Here is a 17558-nt window from a genome sequence, read left to right on the forward strand (position 1 = left end):
CGCCACCGCGTTCGTCCTCTTCGTCCGCTTCATGACGAACGCGGCGGCGCTTCAATACACACGTTAGCGATGCGCGCGTGCAGCCCGCGTATGCGCGGCCTTCTTGGCGGCGGCTGAACGGCCCGCCGCGCCCTTCGTCGCAGCAGCCTTTTTCGCGGTGGCCGAGCGGCTTGCGGCCGGACGCCTGGCCGCCGCCGTCTTCGTCTGCTTCGACAGCGCTTCCTTCGATGCACCACGTCCGCTTTCGCGCTTCAGCACGGACTCGGAGACGCGCGAGCGCTTCGCCGTCGATTCGCTGCTCGGGCGACGTGCCGCGGTCTTCTTGCCCGTCGTCCTGGCAACAGCCTTTTTGGCCGCCGTTCGCTTCGCCGCAGGCGACTTCTTCTGGCCCGCTGCCGTATCGGCGGCGGCCTTCTTGCGGGTGGCTTCGCTCGTCGTCCCCGCCTTTGGCTGCTTCAGCGCGACGCCCGCGCGGCGTGCCTTCGACAGGCCGATCGCGACCGCCTGCTTCGCCGATTTCACGCCGTGTTTGCCTTCGCGCACGTGGTCGATTTCTTCCTTCACGAACTCGCCGGCCTGGGTACTCGACGACTTGCCGGCGCGCTTGTCGGCGGCGGCTCGCTTGAGGGTTGCTTTTTCAGGCATGACAGTGCTCCCGTTTGACTGGTGGCCTATGCATGCCAGCAACGTGTGTGCCTCGCCGATCCGAAGCGGCGAATCCCCGCGTTTTCCGCTATTCCAGCGAATCTGCCCGGGAAAGCATGCGCAAATTGCAGGCTATGTTGAAGCAGGAACAGAGCAATGGACGTGGACTCGATGCGCAACAGAGGCTGCGCGATGCGCGCCGAGCGTCTATGGTTTACGTGAAGGTACGTGAAGGGCTGGCACGACGACCTGGCCCGCCGGGAGACGCCTCATGAATACGCAGACAGTCAGGGCAGGCACCCACATCGAAGGCATCCACTGGATCGCGGAGTATGTGGAGGACGTGCACGAGATCCGCATCTTCCGCGAGGGGCAGGAAGTGGACGTGCACGACGCGCCGACGACGCTCTTCGGCGACGAAGAAAACGCCGGCTCGAAGAGCTGCGCGGACCATCGCGCGGCGGAAGCGGCTGTGCTCGCGTATCTGCGGCACTTCGTGGCCGAGCACGATGCAGAGGAGTGACGCAGCCGAGTAGTGACGTCGTGCGCGCGCAAAGAAAAAGGCCAGCCGCGCAATGCGCGTAACTGGCCTTCGGGGTGCGCCTTCCGCAGCGCCTTTTATCCGGGTTTATCAGGCGCTATTCAACGTTATTCGGCGGGGCGCAGCTTCTTCACTTCCGCATCCGACGGCTGCACGCTCGCGCCGTCGATATAGCGATACGACGTCATCACGCCCTTGCCGTCCTTCAACGCGGTCACGCCGACGAACGCGCCCATCGTCGACTGGTTGTCCTGCGGCCGATAGGTGATCGGCCCAAACGGCGTATCGACATTCAAGCCCTTGAACGCGGCTGCAAGCTTGTCGGGATCGGTCGAGCCCGCCTTCTTGATGCCGTTCGCGATCGACATCAACGCCGCGTAGCCGACCACCGAGCCCAGACGCGGATAGTCGTGATACTTCGCCTGATAATCGGCGACGAACTTCTTGTTCGCAGCCGTATCGATCGAGTACCACGGGTAGCCCGTCACGATCCAGCCGGCGGGCGCTTCGGCGCCGAGCGGATCGAGATAATCGGGCTCGCCCGTCAGCAGCGACACGACGCTGCGATCCTTGAAGAGCCCGCGCGTATTGCCTTCACGCACAAACTTGCCGAGGTCCGCGCTGAACAGCACGTTGAAGATCGCGTCGGGCTTCGCATCGGCGAGCGCCTGCACGGTCGCGCCCGCATCGAGATTGCCAAGCGGCGTCGCCTGCTCGGTGACGAACTCGACGTCGGGCTGCGCGGCCTTCAACAGCTTCTTGAACGTCGCCACGGCCGACTGGCCATATTCATAGTTCGGATACACGAGCGCCCAGCGCTTCTTTTTCAGCTTCGCCGCTTCGGGCACGAGCATCGCGACCTGCATGTAAGTCGACGGACGCAGACGGTACGTGTATTTGTTGCCATCGGCCCAGACGATCTTGTCCGTCAGCGGCTCGGCGGCGAGAAAGAAAATGCGCTTCTGCTTCGCGAAGTCCGTCAGCGCGAGACCCGTGTTCGACAGATAGCCGCCGAACAGCAGTTGCACCTGCTCGCGCGCGATCAACTCCTGCGCGACGCGGATCGTGTCACCGGGATTCGCGTTGTCGTCGCGCGAGACCACTTCGAGCTTCTTGCCGAGCACGCCGCCCGCCGCGTTCACCTGATCGAGCGCGAGATTCCAGCCGTTCCTGTACGGCATCAGAAAAGCAGGCTGCGCCTTGTAGCTGTTGATTTCGCCGATCTTGACCGTCTGCTGCGCCGACGCGCCAGGTGCCGTCAGCGACAGTGTCAGCGAGACAGTCAGCGAAGCGGTCATGCGAGAGATCCAGGCTGCGCGCGAGGTCATGCGTAACTCCGTTTATTGTCAGTTGAGTGGTGCGGCGAGACGAGAGGAACCCAGGCCGCCGGACGGTGCATCGTACCGGAGTTTCGCGGATGCGCTTTCAGCGCGCGCCGCTCGATACGAGGCCGTCAACACATCAAACGCTCAGATACGCGCGCCGGACGACATCGTTTTGCGCCAGTTCGCGCATCGTGCCGCTAAAGCGTATCTGGCCTTTTTCCAGCACATAAGCGCGATCGCTGACGAGTTCCGCGAAATGCAGGTTCTGCTCCGATAGCAGGATCGACAGCCCTTCGCGCTTCAGTTCGAGAATCATGTTCGCCATCTGTTCGACGATCACGGGCGCGACGCCTTCGGACGGCTCGTCGAGCAGCACCAGCCACGGATTGCCCATCAGCGTGCGCGAGACCGTCAGCATCTGCTGCTCGCCGCCGCTCATCTGGCCGCCGAGGCGCTTCGGCATTTCGCCGAGATTCGGAAAGAGCCTGAAAAGCTTGTCGGGCGTCCACGTGGGCGCGCCTTCGCGCGGCGGCTGACGTCCCGTGTCGAGGTTCTCCATCACCGTCAGGTCCGCGAACACGCGGCGGTCTTCCGGCACGTAGCCGAGCCCCATGCGCGCGATCCTGTGCGATGGGAGCGCCGAGATAGTCGCGCCGTCGAATTGAATGAGGCCTTCGCGGCGCGGCACGAGGCCCATGATGGCTTTCATCGTCGTCGATTTGCCTGCGCCGTTGCGGCCCATCAGCGCGACGACTTCGCCGCGCCCCACTTCGAGGCTCACGTCGAAGAGGATATGCGCGCGCCCGTAGTACGCGTTCAGTTTCTCGACCTTCAGCATCGGTGCGTTCATGCGCGCGGCTCCGTTCGCGTTGCGCCGTCGCGCGACAGCGATGCGCGCGGCTGAAACGTCTTGCCCGTGCCGAAGTACACGGCCTGCACGTTCGCGTCGTTGCGTATGGTGTCCGCGTCGCCTTGCGCGATCAGCTTGCCGCGCGCGAGCACGATCACGCGGTCCGCATATGAGAACACCACGTCCATGCTGTGCTCGGTGAACAGCACGCCGATCCCGCGCTCGGCGACGAGACGCTTCGTCAGCGCCATCAGATCGTTGCGCTCCTTCGGTGCCATGCCCGCTGTCGGTTCGTCCATCAGCAGCAACTTCGGACGATTGGCAAGCGCGATGGCGAGATCGACGCGCTTCACGTCGCCATACGCGAGCACGCCGCACGCGCGCCGCGCATGCGCGGCCATGCCGACCTGATCGAGCAGCGCCATCGCTTCGTCTTCGAAGCACGACGCAGCCGGCTTCCATAAACCGTATAGACGCTTTTCGCACGACACGAGCGCCATCTGCACGTTTTCGAGCACGGTCATCGAATTGAAGGTCGCGGCCACCTGAAACGTGCGGCCGACGCCGCGCCGCCAGATATCGCGCGGCCGCATGCCGACGAGTTCATGGCCGTCGAGCACAACGGAGCCATGCGAAGGACGCAGCTGTCCGTTGACGATGTTGAAGCACGTCGATTTGCCCGCGCCGTTCGGGCCGATCAGCGCGAGCAGTTCGCCGGGCTGAACGTCGAACGACACATCGTCGACGGCTTTCACGCCGCCGAACGACATCGACAGATTCGACACGCGCAGAAGGCTCATCGTCCGCCTCCTGTTGCTTGCTGATGCTCGGCTTCGTTTGAATCGTCGCGTTCGAAGCGTTCTCGAACAAAGCCCACGATGCCTTGCGGAAACGCGATCACGAGCAGCAGGATCACGGCGCCGAGCAGCGCCTGCCAGTAGTCCGTCTGCCGCGCGACGGCATCCTGCAGCCACGTGAACAACGCGGCGCCCGCGACGGGCCCCGTCAACGTCTGAATGCCGCCGAGCAGCACCATCACAAGTCCATCGACGGAACGGCTCACGCTGATCACTTCCGGCGAGATCGTGCCTTTGGAAAACGCGTAAAGCGAGCCAGCGAGCCCGCAAAACAGCGACGCGATCACGAACGCGGCCCACTGCACGCGCTTCGTGTCGATGCCGATCGCTTCGGCGCGCAACGCCGAATCGCGCGATGCGCGCATCGCGTAACCGAGCGGCGAAAACAGCATGCGGCGCAACAGCCACACGCCCAACGCGGCACACGCGAGCGTCAGGTAGTAATACGCGACGGGCGACGACAGCCAGTTCGACGGCCACAAGCCGAGAATGCCGTTGCTGCCGCCCGTCACGTCATCCCATTGATAGACGACCGACCACACGATCTGCGCGAACGCGAGCGTGAGCATCGCCAGATATACGCCCGACAGCCGCACGCAGAACCAGCCGAACACGAGTGCGCCGAGCACGGCCAGCGACGGACCGAGGACGAGCGCCGCTTCCATCGGCAGATCGAGCACTTTCAGAAAGAGCGCCGCGCCATATGCGCCCAGGCCGAAATACGCGGCATGGCCGAACGAGTGCATGCCACCCGGTCCCATGATGAAGTGCAGGCTCGCGGCGAACAGAACGGCAATCAGGATTTCGACGAGCAGCACGGGCAGGTACGGAAACGCGTTGGCCGCGAGCGGCGCGAGCGCGAGCACGGCGAGCACGCACACGGCCAGCCACTTCAGATGCTTGCCTGCGGGCTTGAGCGGCGCTTCGGCAACGGACATCGCGCGCACGGCGGACGTGGCGCGCCCGAGCAAACCCCAGGGCCGCACGACGAGCACGACGGCCATCACGACGAACTCCGCCACGAGCGTAAAGCGGCTCAACGACAGATCGACGCCGAACAGCGAAACATGCCCGATGCCGATGCACAGCGCCTTGATTTCAGCGATCAACAGCGCCGCGATGAACGCACCCGGAATCGAACCCATTCCGCCGACCACCACCACAACGAACGCGTTGCCGATGGTCTCGAGATCGAGCGAGAGATTCGCGGACATGCGCGGCCCCTGCAACGCACCGCCAAGCCCCGCGAGAAACGCCCCGACGAAGAACACGCCCGTAAATAGCCACGCCTGATCGATGCCGAGAGCGCCGAGCATTTCGCGGTCCTGCGTCGCGGCGCGCACGAGCGTGCCCCAACGCGTGTGCGTCAACGCGTACCACAGCAGCAGAAGCACGAGCGGCCCGATGACGATCAGCGCGATGTCATACGTCGGCAGCCGGTGGCCAAGCAGCTCGACGGCGCCCGCCAGATGCGGCGCGCGCGGGCCGAACAGGTCCTGCGGTCCCCAGATCGCCAGCGCGGCATCGCGAATGATCAGCACGAGCGCGAAAGTCGCGAGCAGATGGAACAACTCGGGCGCCTGATAGACGCGCCTCAGCACGATCAGTTCGACGAGTGCGCCCAATATGCCCGTCACGACGGCGGCGGCGAGCATCGACAGCCAGAAGCCTGCGATGCTTGCGCCAAAGCGGCTCGCGAAGCTGTACGCAACGTAGATGCCTAGCATGTAGAGCGAGCCGTGCGCGAAGTTGACGATGCGAGTGACGCCGAAGATCAGCGACAGGCCCGCCGCGACGAGAAAGAGTGCGGAGGCGTCGGCGAGTCCGTTGACGAGTTGGACCAGCAGGTTGGGGAGCATTTTTTGCCTGGCGGCGGTCAGTTTTCCGATGGGCAGCAGATATACAGGAAATGGAAGGTGTTTGCAGCACGCGGAAAATTCTGTACACGCGATTGATCAATCTTTACACACTGCACGATGCCGATGGCTACTATGGGTTTAGTCAACTCACGGAAGCTGATATCGTGCAGACGAAGTTAACTGGCAGTGTCGACGGGCGGTGGCTCCTTACGGGAGTTCAGTGTTCTGGCTAAAACCTGAATACCTGGAGCCGCGGTGGTCATTCCGCGTAAAGATGCATTTTCTTTATTTCGAGTTTGATATTGAGCCGTCCCGCGAGCAATACGACGAGGTAAAGGAAGCGCTGAAACTCGCGCGTGCTGACTTTCTACAATGGTCGCAACCCCGTTCATGGATGGCCAATCGGGAGATGATGCCGCGCTTGCGTGGGCTGTTGCACGACGCCGGGCGCAATGCTCCGAACATGTGGGACGATGAATGGGTCGTGCATGCCGTTCATCATGAAGTACGCATGGGCAACCTGATCTTCGCACCTCCTAAGGACAGGTTGAAGGAATATATTCAACAGGTACGGAACGAACGGCAGCGCCGCGCGCGCACCCGCTCTTCTCCCGCACCGATCCAGCACGCGCAGCCATCGGACGCGATTACACCATCGCAGTTGTACCGGCAACGCGTGCCGCTGGACACGCCATCCAACTCTTCGGGAGAAAGCCGCTTCGATGTCTGGGATGCACCCGGCGATCCGTTCTCGACGCCGCTTAGTGATGCGCAGCCGTTCGAGTACTCCGGCGATAACCCGCTTAGCGATGTGCAGGACATTGCAGCGCGTGGTATCAGTGAGGGGCAGGAAGCGGAATGCTTCGCGGAGTACGAGCGCGCACTCGATCTGTGCAACGCATTGGGAGGGCCGATGGGCGCTGTGCGCGGAGTAACCCTATGTAGACAAAATGCCTTCGACAACTATCAGCAATGTAGGGGATTCTAATGGCTAAACATTCACCGTACTCCGTCGTTTTGACTTATCTTGAAGATCGCCAAATTCTTACGGCACACGCGATCGAACCCACCACAGTCGCTCCGTTGCTCGTGGGTAAGTTGGAAATGCCGATCCTTCTAGACGAATTCGAATTCAGGCTTGATGACGAATTTGCGCGACGTCTGGGTGTAGCAATGCTTAACCTTATCGCGCTCGGTCAACCAAGAATCAAGCAATACATGAGCGTAACGCCGGGACCACTACCGCGCGCAGGCGACGGCAATACACTAGCGAACGAGTAGCCCCCGAAACAAGCTCGGGTCATGCGAACATCTATGAAAAATCATCCATCGCAGATGCGGCTGTTTTGGCGGCGACGGGAAACCGGTTGTCGATTTTGATTTCGACCATGGCCACGGTCAGGGCATCCCTCACGCGCACAATTTGGGTATCGATCCACTATCGGGCGAACGCAAGCGCGGCCTTGGTTTGTCGATGCCTATCTGGCCTTGAGGACCACCATCACCATGAATACAGGTAACTTTATCGACCTTCGAAACATTCCTGAATTTCCGAGCTTCCATGACGCGGAGTTGATCGGGCTCGAGTACGATACGGAAACACGCACTCTTGAGCTTCGACTCCGTCGCGTTGGAAGCGAACTTGAAGTACTCCGCTTTTCCGGTGTTGTTTCGCAGCGCCTGATCGATTTTGCTAGCCAAAATGTAGCGTCCAGGCTCCTGATTTCGCCGCGGTACCCGTTTTCTCGGACTGAGGTTCGAACGTGGATGCAGTGGATCAATAGCCGGGACGACTCAATGGGAGCCGCGATTGGCGACCAGAAAAGTGACGAATACGTCCGAGATCTGGTAGCGGGCCGCCGAGTGCTGTTCGTGCTGGAGCCGTCATGCGGCGCAGAGATGGCGTGCTATGTGAGTCGCTTTCGTTGAAACATAGCACCGCATAGGCAACCGCCCAAAAGAAGCACCGCTCCTGGCAAGTTTGGAAGAGCCGAAAAAGCCGCGTGACACGAAGTCCACGCGGCTTTCATCAAAAGCGTCGACAGGCAAACTTACGCCTTCGCACTGCCCTCCTCATCCTGCTCACGAAAAACCTTATCAGCAAGATGAAACGCCGAATTCGCCGCCGGCACACCACAATAAATAGCCGTCTGCAACAACACTTCCTTCACCTGATCTCGCGTCACCCCATTATTCCGCGCGGCACGCAGATGCAACGCCAGTTCCTCGCTGCGATTCAACGCAACCATCATCGCGATCGTCAGCAGACTGCGCGTATGGCGTGGCAAGCCGTCACGCGTCCAGATCTCGCCCCACGCATAGCGCGTGATGAAGTTCTGAAACTCTTCCGTCACTTCCGTGCGGTTCGCAATCGACCGGTCGACGTGCGCATCGCCCAGCACCGCGCGGCGCACGCCCATGCCCGCTTCGTAACGTTGTTCGTCGTTCATCGCTGCCCCTTCAGGAAATCGAGCACGGTCTTCGTGAACGTGTCCGCTACTTCGATGTTCGAAATGTGCGACGCGTCCAGCTCGACGTAACGCGCACCCGCGATCGCCGCCGCCAGCTCGCGCCCCTGCGCGGGCGTCGCGGCCAGATCGTGCGTGCCTGAGATCACGAGCGCGGGCGCCTTGATGCCGTGCACTTCGGGACGCAGGTCGGTCGCGTTGATGGCTTCGCAGTTCAACGCGTAGCCTTCCTTGTCGGTATGCACGAACACATCGCGGATAAAGCCGAAGACGATCGGCTCGCGTGCGATGAATTCGGCCGTGAACCAGCGCGGCAGCACGGCATCCGACAGCGCGAGCATGCCTTCGCTGCGAGCCCGCGCCGCGCGCGGCACCCACACTTCCGGCGAGCCGATGCGCGCGGCCGTGTTGCTCAGCACGATGTGATCGATGCGATCCGCGTGGCGCGCCGCGAGGCCGATGCCCGTCAGCCCGCCCATCGACACGCCGCAAAAATTCGCGCGCGCGATCTTCAACGTGTCGAGCAGGCCGATCACGTCGCCCGTCAGATGTTCGATCGTGTACGGCCCCTTCGGCGCTTCCGAGTGGCCGTGGCCGCGCGTGTCGTAGCGCAGCACGCGGAAGTGCTTCGAGAATTCGGCGACTTGCGGCGTCCACATCGACAGGTCGCTGCCGAGCGAGTTCGACAGCACGAGCCACGGCGCGCTGCCGTGACGGTCGCCGTCGATCCGGTAATGAAGCTCGATGCCATTCACTGCGGCGTAGGGCATTCCTTTACTCCTGATGTTGTGTCGCGCGTTCTTTGCGCGCGGTATGAAGAGCCAGCACCGCATCCACGAAAGCGTGCGCGCTGCCGACGTAATGAGCGGGATCGAGCAGGCGTCGCAGTTGCTCGACGGGCAGGTGTCGAGTGACAGATGCATCGGCGGCCAGCACGTCGAAGAGCGTCTTGCCTGACTTCACTGCTTCCTTCGATGCCTGCTCGACGAGATGATGCGCATCGAGCCGGCCGATCTTGTCGCCGAGCGCGAGCATCACCGCTTCGCCGAGAATCAGGCCATGCGTCACGTCCAGATTCTCCGCGAGCCGCTCGGCGTTCACTTCGAGCCCCTTCGCGATCTGGTCGATATTCGCGAGCGCGCCGCCCGCGAGGCGCGCGAGATCGGGCAGCGCATCCCACTCGGCCTGCCAGCCGCCGAGCGCGCGCTCGTGCTCCTGCACCATGCCCGCGAACACCGTTGCGACGAGACCGGGCGCGCGCGTCGCCGCCGTCAGCACGGCCGCGCAGCCAACGGGGTTGCGCTTGTGCGGCATCGTCGACGAGCCGCCCTTGCCGGCCGCAACCGGCTCGCCGAGTTCGCCGAGCTCGGTCTGCATTTGCAGCGAGATGTCGCGCGCGATCTTGCCGAGCGTGCCGATGAGCATGCCGAAAAACGCTGCCGTTTCAGCGATACGGTCGCGCTGCGTGTGCCACGGCACGGCGGGCATATCCAGTTTCAACTCTTTCGCCAACGCTTCGGCAACCGCGCCGCCCTTGTCGCGCAGGCTCGCGAGCGTGCCCGCCGCGCCGCCGAATTGCAGCACGAGCACGCGTTCGCGTAGCGCGTCGAGCCGTTCGCAATGACGCAGCAGCGCATCGAGCCATTGCGCGAACTTCAGGCCGAGCGTGATCGGCAGCGCCTGTTGCAGCCACGTGCGGCCGATCATCGGCGTCGCGCGATGCTGCTGTGCGAGCGCAGCGATCGCGTCGCATGTCGACGATAAGACGCCGTCGAGCAGATCGAACGTATCGCGTAGTTGCAGCACGGTCGCCGTATCGATGATGTCCTGGCTCGTCGCGCCCCAATGGACAAACTTCGACGCTTCCGCGTCGGCATCTTTCACGCGCGCGGTCAGCTGCTTGACGAGGGGAATCGCGAGATTGCCGCCGAGCGCGGCATCGCGTGCAAGCGCATCGGCGTCGAGTTTTTCAGCGTGACACGTCGCTTCGATCGCGGCGACGGCCGATTGCGGAATCACGCCATGCGCAGCCGATGCGCGCGCGAGCGCGGCTTCGACATCGAGCATCCGTTGCAGCGTCGCGCGCGGCGACCAGATGTCGTTCATCGGCTGCGTGCCGCAGATCAGGATGGTCAGGCGGGCGCTGGCTTCTAGCATGATGGTCGGTGCTTCGGGATGAATGCGCGTCGATATGGCGCCTGAATGCAGCGCCTGAAAGCGCGCGGCGCCCGGCTTCATTGTCGCCGAACGCCGCGCGAAGGTCACGCGCGCGCTTGCGCGCGTTTTCCCGCGTTTTCCTTTACACGAGGGCCTGGCCTCGCGCGAGCCTCAAGCCGCGCGAGCCTGCTGCGTGCCGTCGATCAGCGCGACGCCCGTCAGCTTTTCCAGTTCCGCAAAGTCGATGTCGGAGAAGATCTCGCGCACGACGAGGCCGTCCTTCGTCACGTCGATCATCGCGAGGTCCGTATAGATGCGGTCGACGCAGCCGATGCCCGTCACGGGATACGAGCACTCCGCGACGATCTTGCTTTCGCCCTGCTTCGTCAGATGCTCCATCATCACGAACACCTGCTTCGCGCCGATGGCCAGATCCATCGCGCCGCCCACAGCGGGAATCGCATCGGGCGCGCCCGTGTGCCAGTTCGCGAGGTCGCCCTTCGCCGACACCTGAAACGCGCCGAGCACACAGTAGTCGAGATGGCCGCCGCGCATCATCGCGAACGAATCGGCGTGATGGAAGAACGCGCCGCCCGTCAGCAGCGTGACGTGCTGCTTGCCGGCGTTGATCAGTTCGTCGTCTTCGTCGCCTTTCGCGGGCGCCGGGCCCATGCCGAGCAGGCCGTTTTCGCTGTGCAGGAAGATTTCCTTGTTCGCGTCGAGGTGATTCGCCACCAGCGTCGGCACGCCGATGCCGAGGTTCACATAAGCGCCTTCAGGAATGTCCTGCGCGACGCGCTTCGCCATTTCATCGCGGGTCAGTCGTTTCATGTCGGGTCTCCTTCCTTCAGGCGGCTTGCTCAGGGCGCTGCGATTGATGCGCCGCTTGCGGCACTTCGACGATGCGCTGCACGAAGATGCCCGGTGTCACGATCACTTCGGGATCGAGCGCGCCGAGCGGCACCACTTCCGACACCTGCACGATCGCCGTCTTCGCGGCGCTCGCCATGATCGGCCCGAAGTTGCGCGCGGTCTTGCGATAGACGAGGTTGCCCCAGCGGTCGCCCTTATAAGCCTTGATCAGCGCGAAGTCGGCGTGCAGCGGCGATTCCAGCACGTAGTGCTTGCCGTCGATCACGCGCGTTTCCTTGCCTTCGGCGAGCTTCGTGCCGTAGCCCGTCGGCGTGAAGAAGCCGCCGATGCCCGCGCCCGCTGCGCGGATGCGCTCGGCCAGATTGCCTTGCGGCACGAGTTCCAGTTCGATTTCGCCGGCGCGATAGAGCGCGTCGAACACATACGAGTCGGTCTGACGCGGGAACGAGCAGATGATCTTGCGAACGCGCTTCGCGTTGAGCAGCGCCGCGAGGCCCGTGTCGCCGTTACCGGCATTGTTGTTGACGATCGTGAGTTCTTTCGCGCCCTGTTCGATGAGCGCGTCGATCAGCTCGGAAGGCATGCCCGCCGTCCCGAAGCCGCCGATCATGACGGTCGCGCCGTCATGCACGTCGGCGACCGCCGACTGGAGTGACTCGAAAATCTTGTTGATCATGTCGAATTTCCTCTGGAACGCGTCGTTCCGCGCGCCGCGTGATCCGCCGACCGCTCGACGGAAAAATTGCGCGCCGGACGGTCTCCACGTCCGCTTTCGCCCTTCATGGCCTGCTGACGGCATGCAGACCTGCCGCAGGCCGCATGAGTTTGGTTCGCCTTCCGTTTCTGCCCTCGTATTGAACTCTGAAAAGTTCTTTATACGAACACAGTTTCGTTTAGCGAACGTACCGGCGCATTATGGTTTGCGCCCGCGTCTCTTGTCAAGGCAACGGATTCGTGGTTTGCCCTACGCAGGCGTTGCGTGGACTTGGGGTGCCGGTGCGCCGCATCCATCGCGAAACGCGGAGCCCGCATCATTCTCCGCCAGCGGCCGCGAGGCCGCATCGGAACCCGCCGGGTCGCCGTCGGCGCTTTCCCTGATATGCGACAGCGCGATTGCCAGGCTAGGTTGTATACGTTTTATCGATAATATGCGGGCCATCGCAAAGCCCGCGCCCCAGCATGGCCGAACTCGATCTCAACCTGATTCCCTACCTCGTCGCGCTCGAAGACATGCGCAACGTAAGCCGCGCCGCCGAACGTCTCGGCGTGAGCCAGCCGCGCGTGAGCACGGCGCTCGGCCGGCTGCGCGAGTACTTCAACGATCCTTTGTTCGTACGCACATCGCGCGGCATGGAGCCGACGCCGCGCGCGCTCGCATTGATTCCCGCCGCTCGCGACGCGCTCGCGCGCATCGAAAAAGGCATGCTCGAAACGCAGGACTTCGATCCCGCGACGTCGACGCATACCTTCTCGCTCGCGCTGTCCGATGTCGGCGAGATCGTGTTTCTGCCGCGTCTGTTGCAGCTTTTCGCCGAGCGCGCGCCGCATGCGAATCTGCGCTCGGTGTCGCTGTCGCCCGCGCTGGTCGAACGCGGCCTGGAGTCAGGCGACATCGATCTGGCCGTCGGCTACTTTCCCGATCTGTCCGGCAACAACTTCTTCCAGCAGCGCCTCTTCACACACCGCTTCATCTGCCTGCTGCGCAGCGATCATCCGCTGGCGGGCGCGCCGCTCACGCTCGAGCAGTTCGTCAGCCTCGGGCACGCCGTTGTGCGCGCCGAAGGTCGCAGCCAGGAAGTGCTCGAACGGTATCTGGAGAAAAAGCGCATTCGCCGCCGCGCCGTGCTGGAGACGCCGCACTTCATGAGCCTGCCGTTCATCCTCGCGCGCAGCGATCTCGTCGCGACCGTGCCGCACGCAATCGGCTTCGCATACGTATCGGAACATGCGTCGATCACGCTGGTCGAACCGCCTTTGCCGTTGCCCCGTTTCGACTTGCGCCAGCATTGGCATCGCAAGTTCCACAACGATCCGCGCGCGGGCTGGCTGCGCGGCGTCGTCGCGGAGCTGTTCAACGATGCGAAGGACGAATGGCCGAAGTAGCGCGTCGAAGTGGCGCCCCCGATGACACGCGTATCCATGTCGGGCGTGGGGTCACGAAACATGGAACAATGCCCCAACGTGCGATGCGCGTTTTACTGGAACTGGAGCGAGGGATGACTACGAAGACAACAACACCCGCCGACACACCCACCCGTCCGTCCCGCGAGGAAGCCGAAGAAGCCGTGCGCGTGCTGCTGCGCTGGGCCGGCGACGATCCGCGGCGCGAAGGGCTGATCGATACGCCGGCGCGCGTCGTGCGTGCGTATGAGGAATTTTTCGCGGGCTACGACGTGGAGCCGCGCGACATTCTGGCCCGCACGTTTTCCGAAGTGGACGGCTACGACGAAATGATCGTGCTGAAGGACATCCGCTTCGAGAGCTATTGCGAGCATCACATGGTGCCCATCATCGGGCGCGCGCATGTCGCCTATTTGCCCGAGCATCGCGTGGTCGGCATTTCGAAGCTGGCGCGGCTCGTCGATGCATTCGCCAAGCGTCTGCAGATTCAGGAAAAGATGACCGTGCAGATCGCCGATACGCTCAACGAAGTATTGCAGCCGAAGGGCGTCGGCGTGATTCTCGAAGCGTCGCATCAATGCATGTCGACGCGCGGCGTGCACAAGGCGGGCGTTGAGATGGTCACGTCGCGCATGCTCGGCACGTTCCGCACGGACCCGTCGACACGCCGCGAGTTTCTGTCGATCGTCAATAGCCCGACTTCGATGAGCGTGGCGAATACCTGAGCGGCTTGCAGAGCCGTTCTTTCCAACTCGCATTCGGACGGGCCGCCGGGTCGAAACGCCGAAACGGCGTAACGCCGCATCGAAACGCCGAAACGGCGTAACGCCGCATCGAAACGCCGCGTCGCCAGCCTTAGCCCGCCGCGCGTCGCGCGCTCATCGGCCTGCCTTGCCCGAACGTCGCGAGCAACATGGCCACGAGCACGCACGCGACGCCCATCAACTGCGCTCGGCTGATCGGCTCGTGCAGCACGCCGGCCGCAAGCGCAAGCGTCGATACGGGCACGAGCGCCGTCACGAGTCCCGCCTCCGCGCCGCTCACGCGCGACGCACCCGCGTACCACAGCACGAAGCCCAGCACTGTCGGCACAAGCGCGTAGTAAACGACGCCCGCGAGAGCGGCCGTCAGGTTCGCGTCGAGCGGCAGACGCCACGGCGCTTCGAAGCATGCGGGCACGATGGCGACGAGAAAGCCGATCCCGCTCATCAGCGCCGACAGCGGCAGTGCGGCGACAGGCGTGCGTAGCTTGCGGTTGAGCAGAATGAAAAGCGCCTCGCAGACGACAGCCGCGAACACCAGCGCGTTGCCCGCCAGAGAATGCGCGCCGCGCGACGCCGTCAGATCGTCGAGCCGCACGGTGCAGGCGAGCACGCCGCCTGTCGCGAGCGCGATTGCGCCGAGCAGCGCGGGCGACGGCCGCTCGCCGAGCGCCAGTGCGGCAACGGCCGCCGACACGGCCGGCAGCGTGCCCGCGATCACGCCCGCATCGGCGGCCGAAGCGAGCCGCATCCCGCCGATCAGGCAAACCGTATAGCCGACGCTCCCGGCTCCCGCCTGTGCGATCGCGAGCCACCTGTCGTGTGCATCGAGCTTCGGCCACCGAAGCTTCCGCACGCGCATCATTGCGACGAAAACCGGGAACGCGATGGCGAAGCGCAGCGCGGTCGCCGAGAACGGCGGCAAGCCACCCGCGATCGCCTTGCTGACGACAACCGTGCTGCCCACGCCGACCATCGCGAGCGCGCAATAGAAGTAACCGACATAACGCGCATGCATGCCGCGCCTCCTCATATCGAACGATGCGAGGAGCGTATCGCGCACACGAATGCGCGGTCTTGAACGTTATTGCAGAGCCCTATGCAAAGCGACCGCGCGAGTCAGCGGACAGCGGCCGCATAGCTCGCAGGCGTGATGCCGAGAAGCCGCATGAAGGCGCGCGTCATGTGGCTCTGGTCCGAGAAACCGGCGCACGTCGCGGCATCCGCGAGCGCCGTCCCGCTGGCGATGAGCCGCCGCGCGAGCGCGACGCGCCGCTGCATCCGGTACGCGTGCGGCGGCAAGCCGACTTCGTGCGCGAAACTGCGCAGTAACTGGAAGCGGCTCATGCCCGCTTCGGCGGCGAGGTCCGCGAGCGTCGCGGACGACGCGGGATCGTCGTCGATGCGGCTTCTTGCCCGCACGATCGGACCGATGCGTTCGCGTTCAGGCGCGAGCGGCGTCGCGTGATGCCGGCCCACGTGTGAGAACAGCGCGAGCAGCGCTTCTTCGCACGCGAGATTATCGAAGCCCGCTCGTTCGTTAGCCGCGCTCACCGCAACCGAGTACAGGCGCGTAAAGCACCCGGACAGTCGCGGATCGTTCAGCACGGGCTGCGTCAGTTCCAATTCGCGCATGGACGCATGCGCGCATTCGGCGAGCGTCGCGTACACGAGCGACGGCTCGAAGTACAGCATGCGCCACGCGCGTCCGTGTTCGTCGAGCGGACTGCCGTCGTGCACTTCGCCGGGATTGACCGTGATGACGTCGTTCGCGCGCGCTTCGACAGGCCCCCGACCGCTTGCTGAACGCTGCCCGCCCGCGACCATGACACCGATGCCGAAGCGATCGTGCGAGTGACGCGCGAACGTATGCGTCGTGTGCGCGGCTGTCGCTTCGACGCCGTCGAGCGCACAACGCAGCATCTGGACGCGTCCACGCGGCTTCATCGTTTCATTCGCTCATATCAAAGCGGCTCGGTTCGAAGGCGCGATCAATCGTGCGATCGAACCTTGATCCATCAACGCCGCCCTTCGTCGTTGCGCGTGCGCTCGCCTTCGCGGATCTTGCCTTGCGACACGCTGCTGCCAGGCGGCACGCTATGCGTGAGCCACACGTTGCCGCCAATCACCGAGCCTCGTCCGATCGTCACGCGGCCCAGTATCGTCGCGCCCGCATAGATCACGACGTCGTCTTCGACGATCGGGTGGCGCGCGTTGCCCTTCACGAGCGTGCCGTCTTCATCTGCGGCGAAGCTTTTCGCGCCGAGCGTGACCGCCTGGTAGACGCGCACGCGTTCGCCGATGATCGCCGTTTCGCCGATCACGACGCCCGTGCCGTGATCGATGAAAAAGCTCGGGCCGATCCGCGCGCCGGGGTGAATGTCGATACCCGTCGACGAATGCGCGATCTCGTTGATGAAGCGCGCGAGCAGCGGCACGCCGAGCCGATGCAGCGCGTGCGCGAGCCGGTGATGCGTCATCGCCCAGACGCCCGGATAGCAGAGCAGGATCTCGGTGATGTGCTGCGCGGCGGGGTCGCCGATGTAGGCAGCCTGGATATCGCTGACGAGCAGCGCGCGGATGGCGGGCAACTGCTTGCCGAAATCGCGCGCGACATCGAAGGCGCGCGCGCTCAGTTCGGCGTCCGTGGTCTCGGCGTGCTCGGGCAGAAAACGCAGCGCGCGGCGGATCTGCTCGGCGAGCAGGCGCAACGTGCTTTCGAGCGTATGGCCGACGTAGTAATCGACGCTCTCGTCGGTCAGATCGGGCGCGCCGTAGTGCGTCGGGAAAAGCGCGGCACGCAATCCCCCGACAATGTTGATCACGGCATCGCGCGAAGGCAGCTCGCGAATGCCGCGCGGATGGCGCGTGCGATGCAGCTCTTCACGCGACGCACGCAAATCGGCGACGATCTGTTCGAGGCCCCAGTTATGAGAAGAAACATTTGACATGGCGAGGACATCGTTCGCGCACGAGGCGCGATGAGAGTGAACTGTCCCCAGAGATTACCGCGTTTCGCCGCGTGCCGTGCGGCCCTCGTGCGCCTTGCATAAGGCATGCGTGATGCTGCGCGCCTTGCGTTATGCGCGGCAGTGCGGGGC

At 63.7% G+C, this 17558-nt stretch carries 19 protein-coding genes; 6 read left to right on the forward strand and 13 right to left on the reverse strand.

What is annotated here, in order from left to right; genetic code table 11:
• Nucleotides 1–63: 63 nt before the first annotated feature.
• Nucleotides 64–645 (reverse strand): DUF6496 domain-containing protein, encoded by a 582-nt coding sequence (locus GCT13_RS12295; RefSeq protein ID WP_152758261.1) that lies wholly within the window; start codon nucleotides 643–645, stop codon nucleotides 64–66.
• 271 nt (nucleotides 646–916) lie between these two features.
• Between GCT13_RS12295 and GCT13_RS12300 the strand changes: the two genes are divergently transcribed.
• Nucleotides 917–1168, forward strand: coding sequence for a hypothetical protein (locus tag GCT13_RS12300; protein WP_152758263.1), 252 nt, complete (start codon nucleotides 917–919; stop codon nucleotides 1166–1168).
• Between the two features lie 125 nt (nucleotides 1169–1293).
• Here GCT13_RS12300 and GCT13_RS12305 read toward each other — a convergent pair whose 3' ends face one another.
• The 4 genes from GCT13_RS12305 to GCT13_RS12320 form a co-directional block, all read right to left on the reverse strand.
• Nucleotides 1294–2514 (reverse strand): ABC transporter substrate-binding protein, encoded by a 1221-nt coding sequence (locus GCT13_RS12305; protein WP_152758265.1) that lies wholly within the window; start codon nucleotides 2512–2514, stop codon nucleotides 1294–1296.
• Between the two features lie 133 nt (nucleotides 2515–2647).
• A complete protein-coding gene (locus tag GCT13_RS12310; protein ID WP_152758267.1) occupies nucleotides 2648–3361 on the reverse strand; it encodes an ABC transporter ATP-binding protein in 714 nt (237 codons plus the stop codon).
• Nucleotides 3358–4161 carry an ABC transporter ATP-binding protein gene (locus GCT13_RS12315; protein WP_152758269.1) on the reverse strand — a complete coding sequence of 268 codons (804 nt, stop codon included), beginning with the start codon at nucleotides 4159–4161 and terminating at the stop codon, nucleotides 3358–3360. The genes GCT13_RS12310 and GCT13_RS12315 overlap by 4 nt, the downstream gene beginning before the upstream one ends.
• A complete protein-coding gene (locus GCT13_RS12320) occupies nucleotides 4158–6077 on the reverse strand; it encodes an ABC transporter permease (RefSeq protein WP_152758271.1) in 1920 nt (639 codons plus the stop codon). The genes GCT13_RS12315 and GCT13_RS12320 overlap by 4 nt, the downstream gene beginning before the upstream one ends.
• A gap of 220 nt (nucleotides 6078–6297) precedes the next feature.
• On the opposite strand from GCT13_RS12320, the gene GCT13_RS12325 reads away from it, so the two are divergent.
• From GCT13_RS12325 to GCT13_RS12335, 3 genes are all read left to right on the forward strand, one after another.
• Entirely contained in the window at nucleotides 6298–7065 is a 768-nt protein-coding gene (locus GCT13_RS12325; RefSeq protein WP_152758273.1) for a hypothetical protein, read from the forward strand.
• A complete protein-coding gene (locus tag GCT13_RS12330) occupies nucleotides 7065–7358 on the forward strand; it encodes a hypothetical protein (RefSeq protein WP_152758275.1) in 294 nt (97 codons plus the stop codon). Before GCT13_RS12325 ends, GCT13_RS12330 begins: the two co-directional genes overlap by 1 nt.
• A gap of 225 nt (nucleotides 7359–7583) precedes the next feature.
• Nucleotides 7584–8006 (forward strand): hypothetical protein, encoded by a 423-nt coding sequence (locus GCT13_RS12335; RefSeq protein WP_152758277.1) that lies wholly within the window; start codon nucleotides 7584–7586, stop codon nucleotides 8004–8006.
• Nucleotides 8007–8128: 122 nt separating this feature from the next.
• On the opposite strand, the gene pcaC is transcribed toward GCT13_RS12335, so the two are convergent.
• From pcaC to GCT13_RS12360, 5 genes are all read right to left on the reverse strand, one after another.
• Nucleotides 8129–8527, reverse strand: a complete 399-nt coding sequence (gene pcaC / locus GCT13_RS12340; protein ID WP_152758279.1) for a 4-carboxymuconolactone decarboxylase — start codon at nucleotides 8525–8527, stop codon at nucleotides 8129–8131.
• Nucleotides 8524–9315: a 3-oxoadipate enol-lactonase gene (gene pcaD, locus GCT13_RS12345; protein ID WP_152758281.1), complete on the reverse strand. Its 792-nt coding sequence runs from the start codon at nucleotides 9313–9315 to the stop codon at nucleotides 8524–8526. The genes pcaC and pcaD overlap by 4 nt, the downstream gene beginning before the upstream one ends.
• Before the next feature lie 4 nt (nucleotides 9316–9319).
• Nucleotides 9320–10702 carry a 3-carboxy-cis,cis-muconate cycloisomerase gene (locus GCT13_RS12350; RefSeq protein WP_152758462.1) on the reverse strand — a complete coding sequence of 461 codons (1383 nt, stop codon included), beginning with the start codon at nucleotides 10700–10702 and terminating at the stop codon, nucleotides 9320–9322.
• Nucleotides 10703–10873: 171 nt separating this feature from the next.
• Nucleotides 10874–11533, reverse strand: a complete 660-nt coding sequence (locus GCT13_RS12355) for a 3-oxoacid CoA-transferase subunit B (RefSeq protein ID WP_152758283.1) — start codon at nucleotides 11531–11533, stop codon at nucleotides 10874–10876.
• 16 nt (nucleotides 11534–11549) lie between these two features.
• The gene (locus GCT13_RS12360) at nucleotides 11550–12251 is read right to left on the reverse strand and encodes a 3-oxoacid CoA-transferase subunit A (RefSeq protein WP_152758285.1); all 702 of its coding nucleotides are present in this window, start codon (nucleotides 12249–12251) and stop codon (nucleotides 11550–11552) included.
• Nucleotides 12252–12754: 503 nt separating this feature from the next.
• Between GCT13_RS12360 and GCT13_RS12365 the strand changes: the two genes are divergently transcribed.
• Together GCT13_RS12365 and folE are read left to right on the forward strand one after the other, a co-directional pair.
• On the forward strand, nucleotides 12755–13678 hold the full coding sequence (locus GCT13_RS12365; protein ID WP_152758287.1) for a LysR family transcriptional regulator: 924 nt from the start codon (nucleotides 12755–12757) through the stop codon (nucleotides 13676–13678).
• A 113-nt stretch (nucleotides 13679–13791) separates the two neighbouring features.
• Nucleotides 13792–14421, forward strand: coding sequence for a GTP cyclohydrolase I FolE (gene folE / locus GCT13_RS12370; protein WP_152758289.1), 630 nt, complete (start codon nucleotides 13792–13794; stop codon nucleotides 14419–14421).
• Between the two features lie 130 nt (nucleotides 14422–14551).
• Here the strand turns inward: folE and GCT13_RS12375 are convergent, their stop codons facing one another.
• From GCT13_RS12375 to epsC, 3 genes are all read right to left on the reverse strand, one after another.
• Entirely contained in the window at nucleotides 14552–15475 is a 924-nt protein-coding gene (locus GCT13_RS12375; RefSeq protein WP_152758291.1) for a DMT family transporter, read from the reverse strand.
• 101 nt (nucleotides 15476–15576) lie between these two features.
• A complete protein-coding gene (locus GCT13_RS12380) occupies nucleotides 15577–16404 on the reverse strand; it encodes an AraC family transcriptional regulator (protein ID WP_152758293.1) in 828 nt (275 codons plus the stop codon).
• Between the two features lie 71 nt (nucleotides 16405–16475).
• Nucleotides 16476–17408 (reverse strand): serine O-acetyltransferase EpsC, encoded by a 933-nt coding sequence (gene epsC, locus GCT13_RS12385; RefSeq protein WP_152758295.1) that lies wholly within the window; start codon nucleotides 17406–17408, stop codon nucleotides 16476–16478.
• Between the last annotated feature and the right edge of the window lie 150 nt (nucleotides 17409–17558).

This window comes from Paraburkholderia franconis (assembly GCF_009362735.1).
GTDB classification, from domain to species: domain Bacteria; phylum Pseudomonadota; class Gammaproteobacteria; order Burkholderiales; family Burkholderiaceae; genus Paraburkholderia; species Paraburkholderia franconis.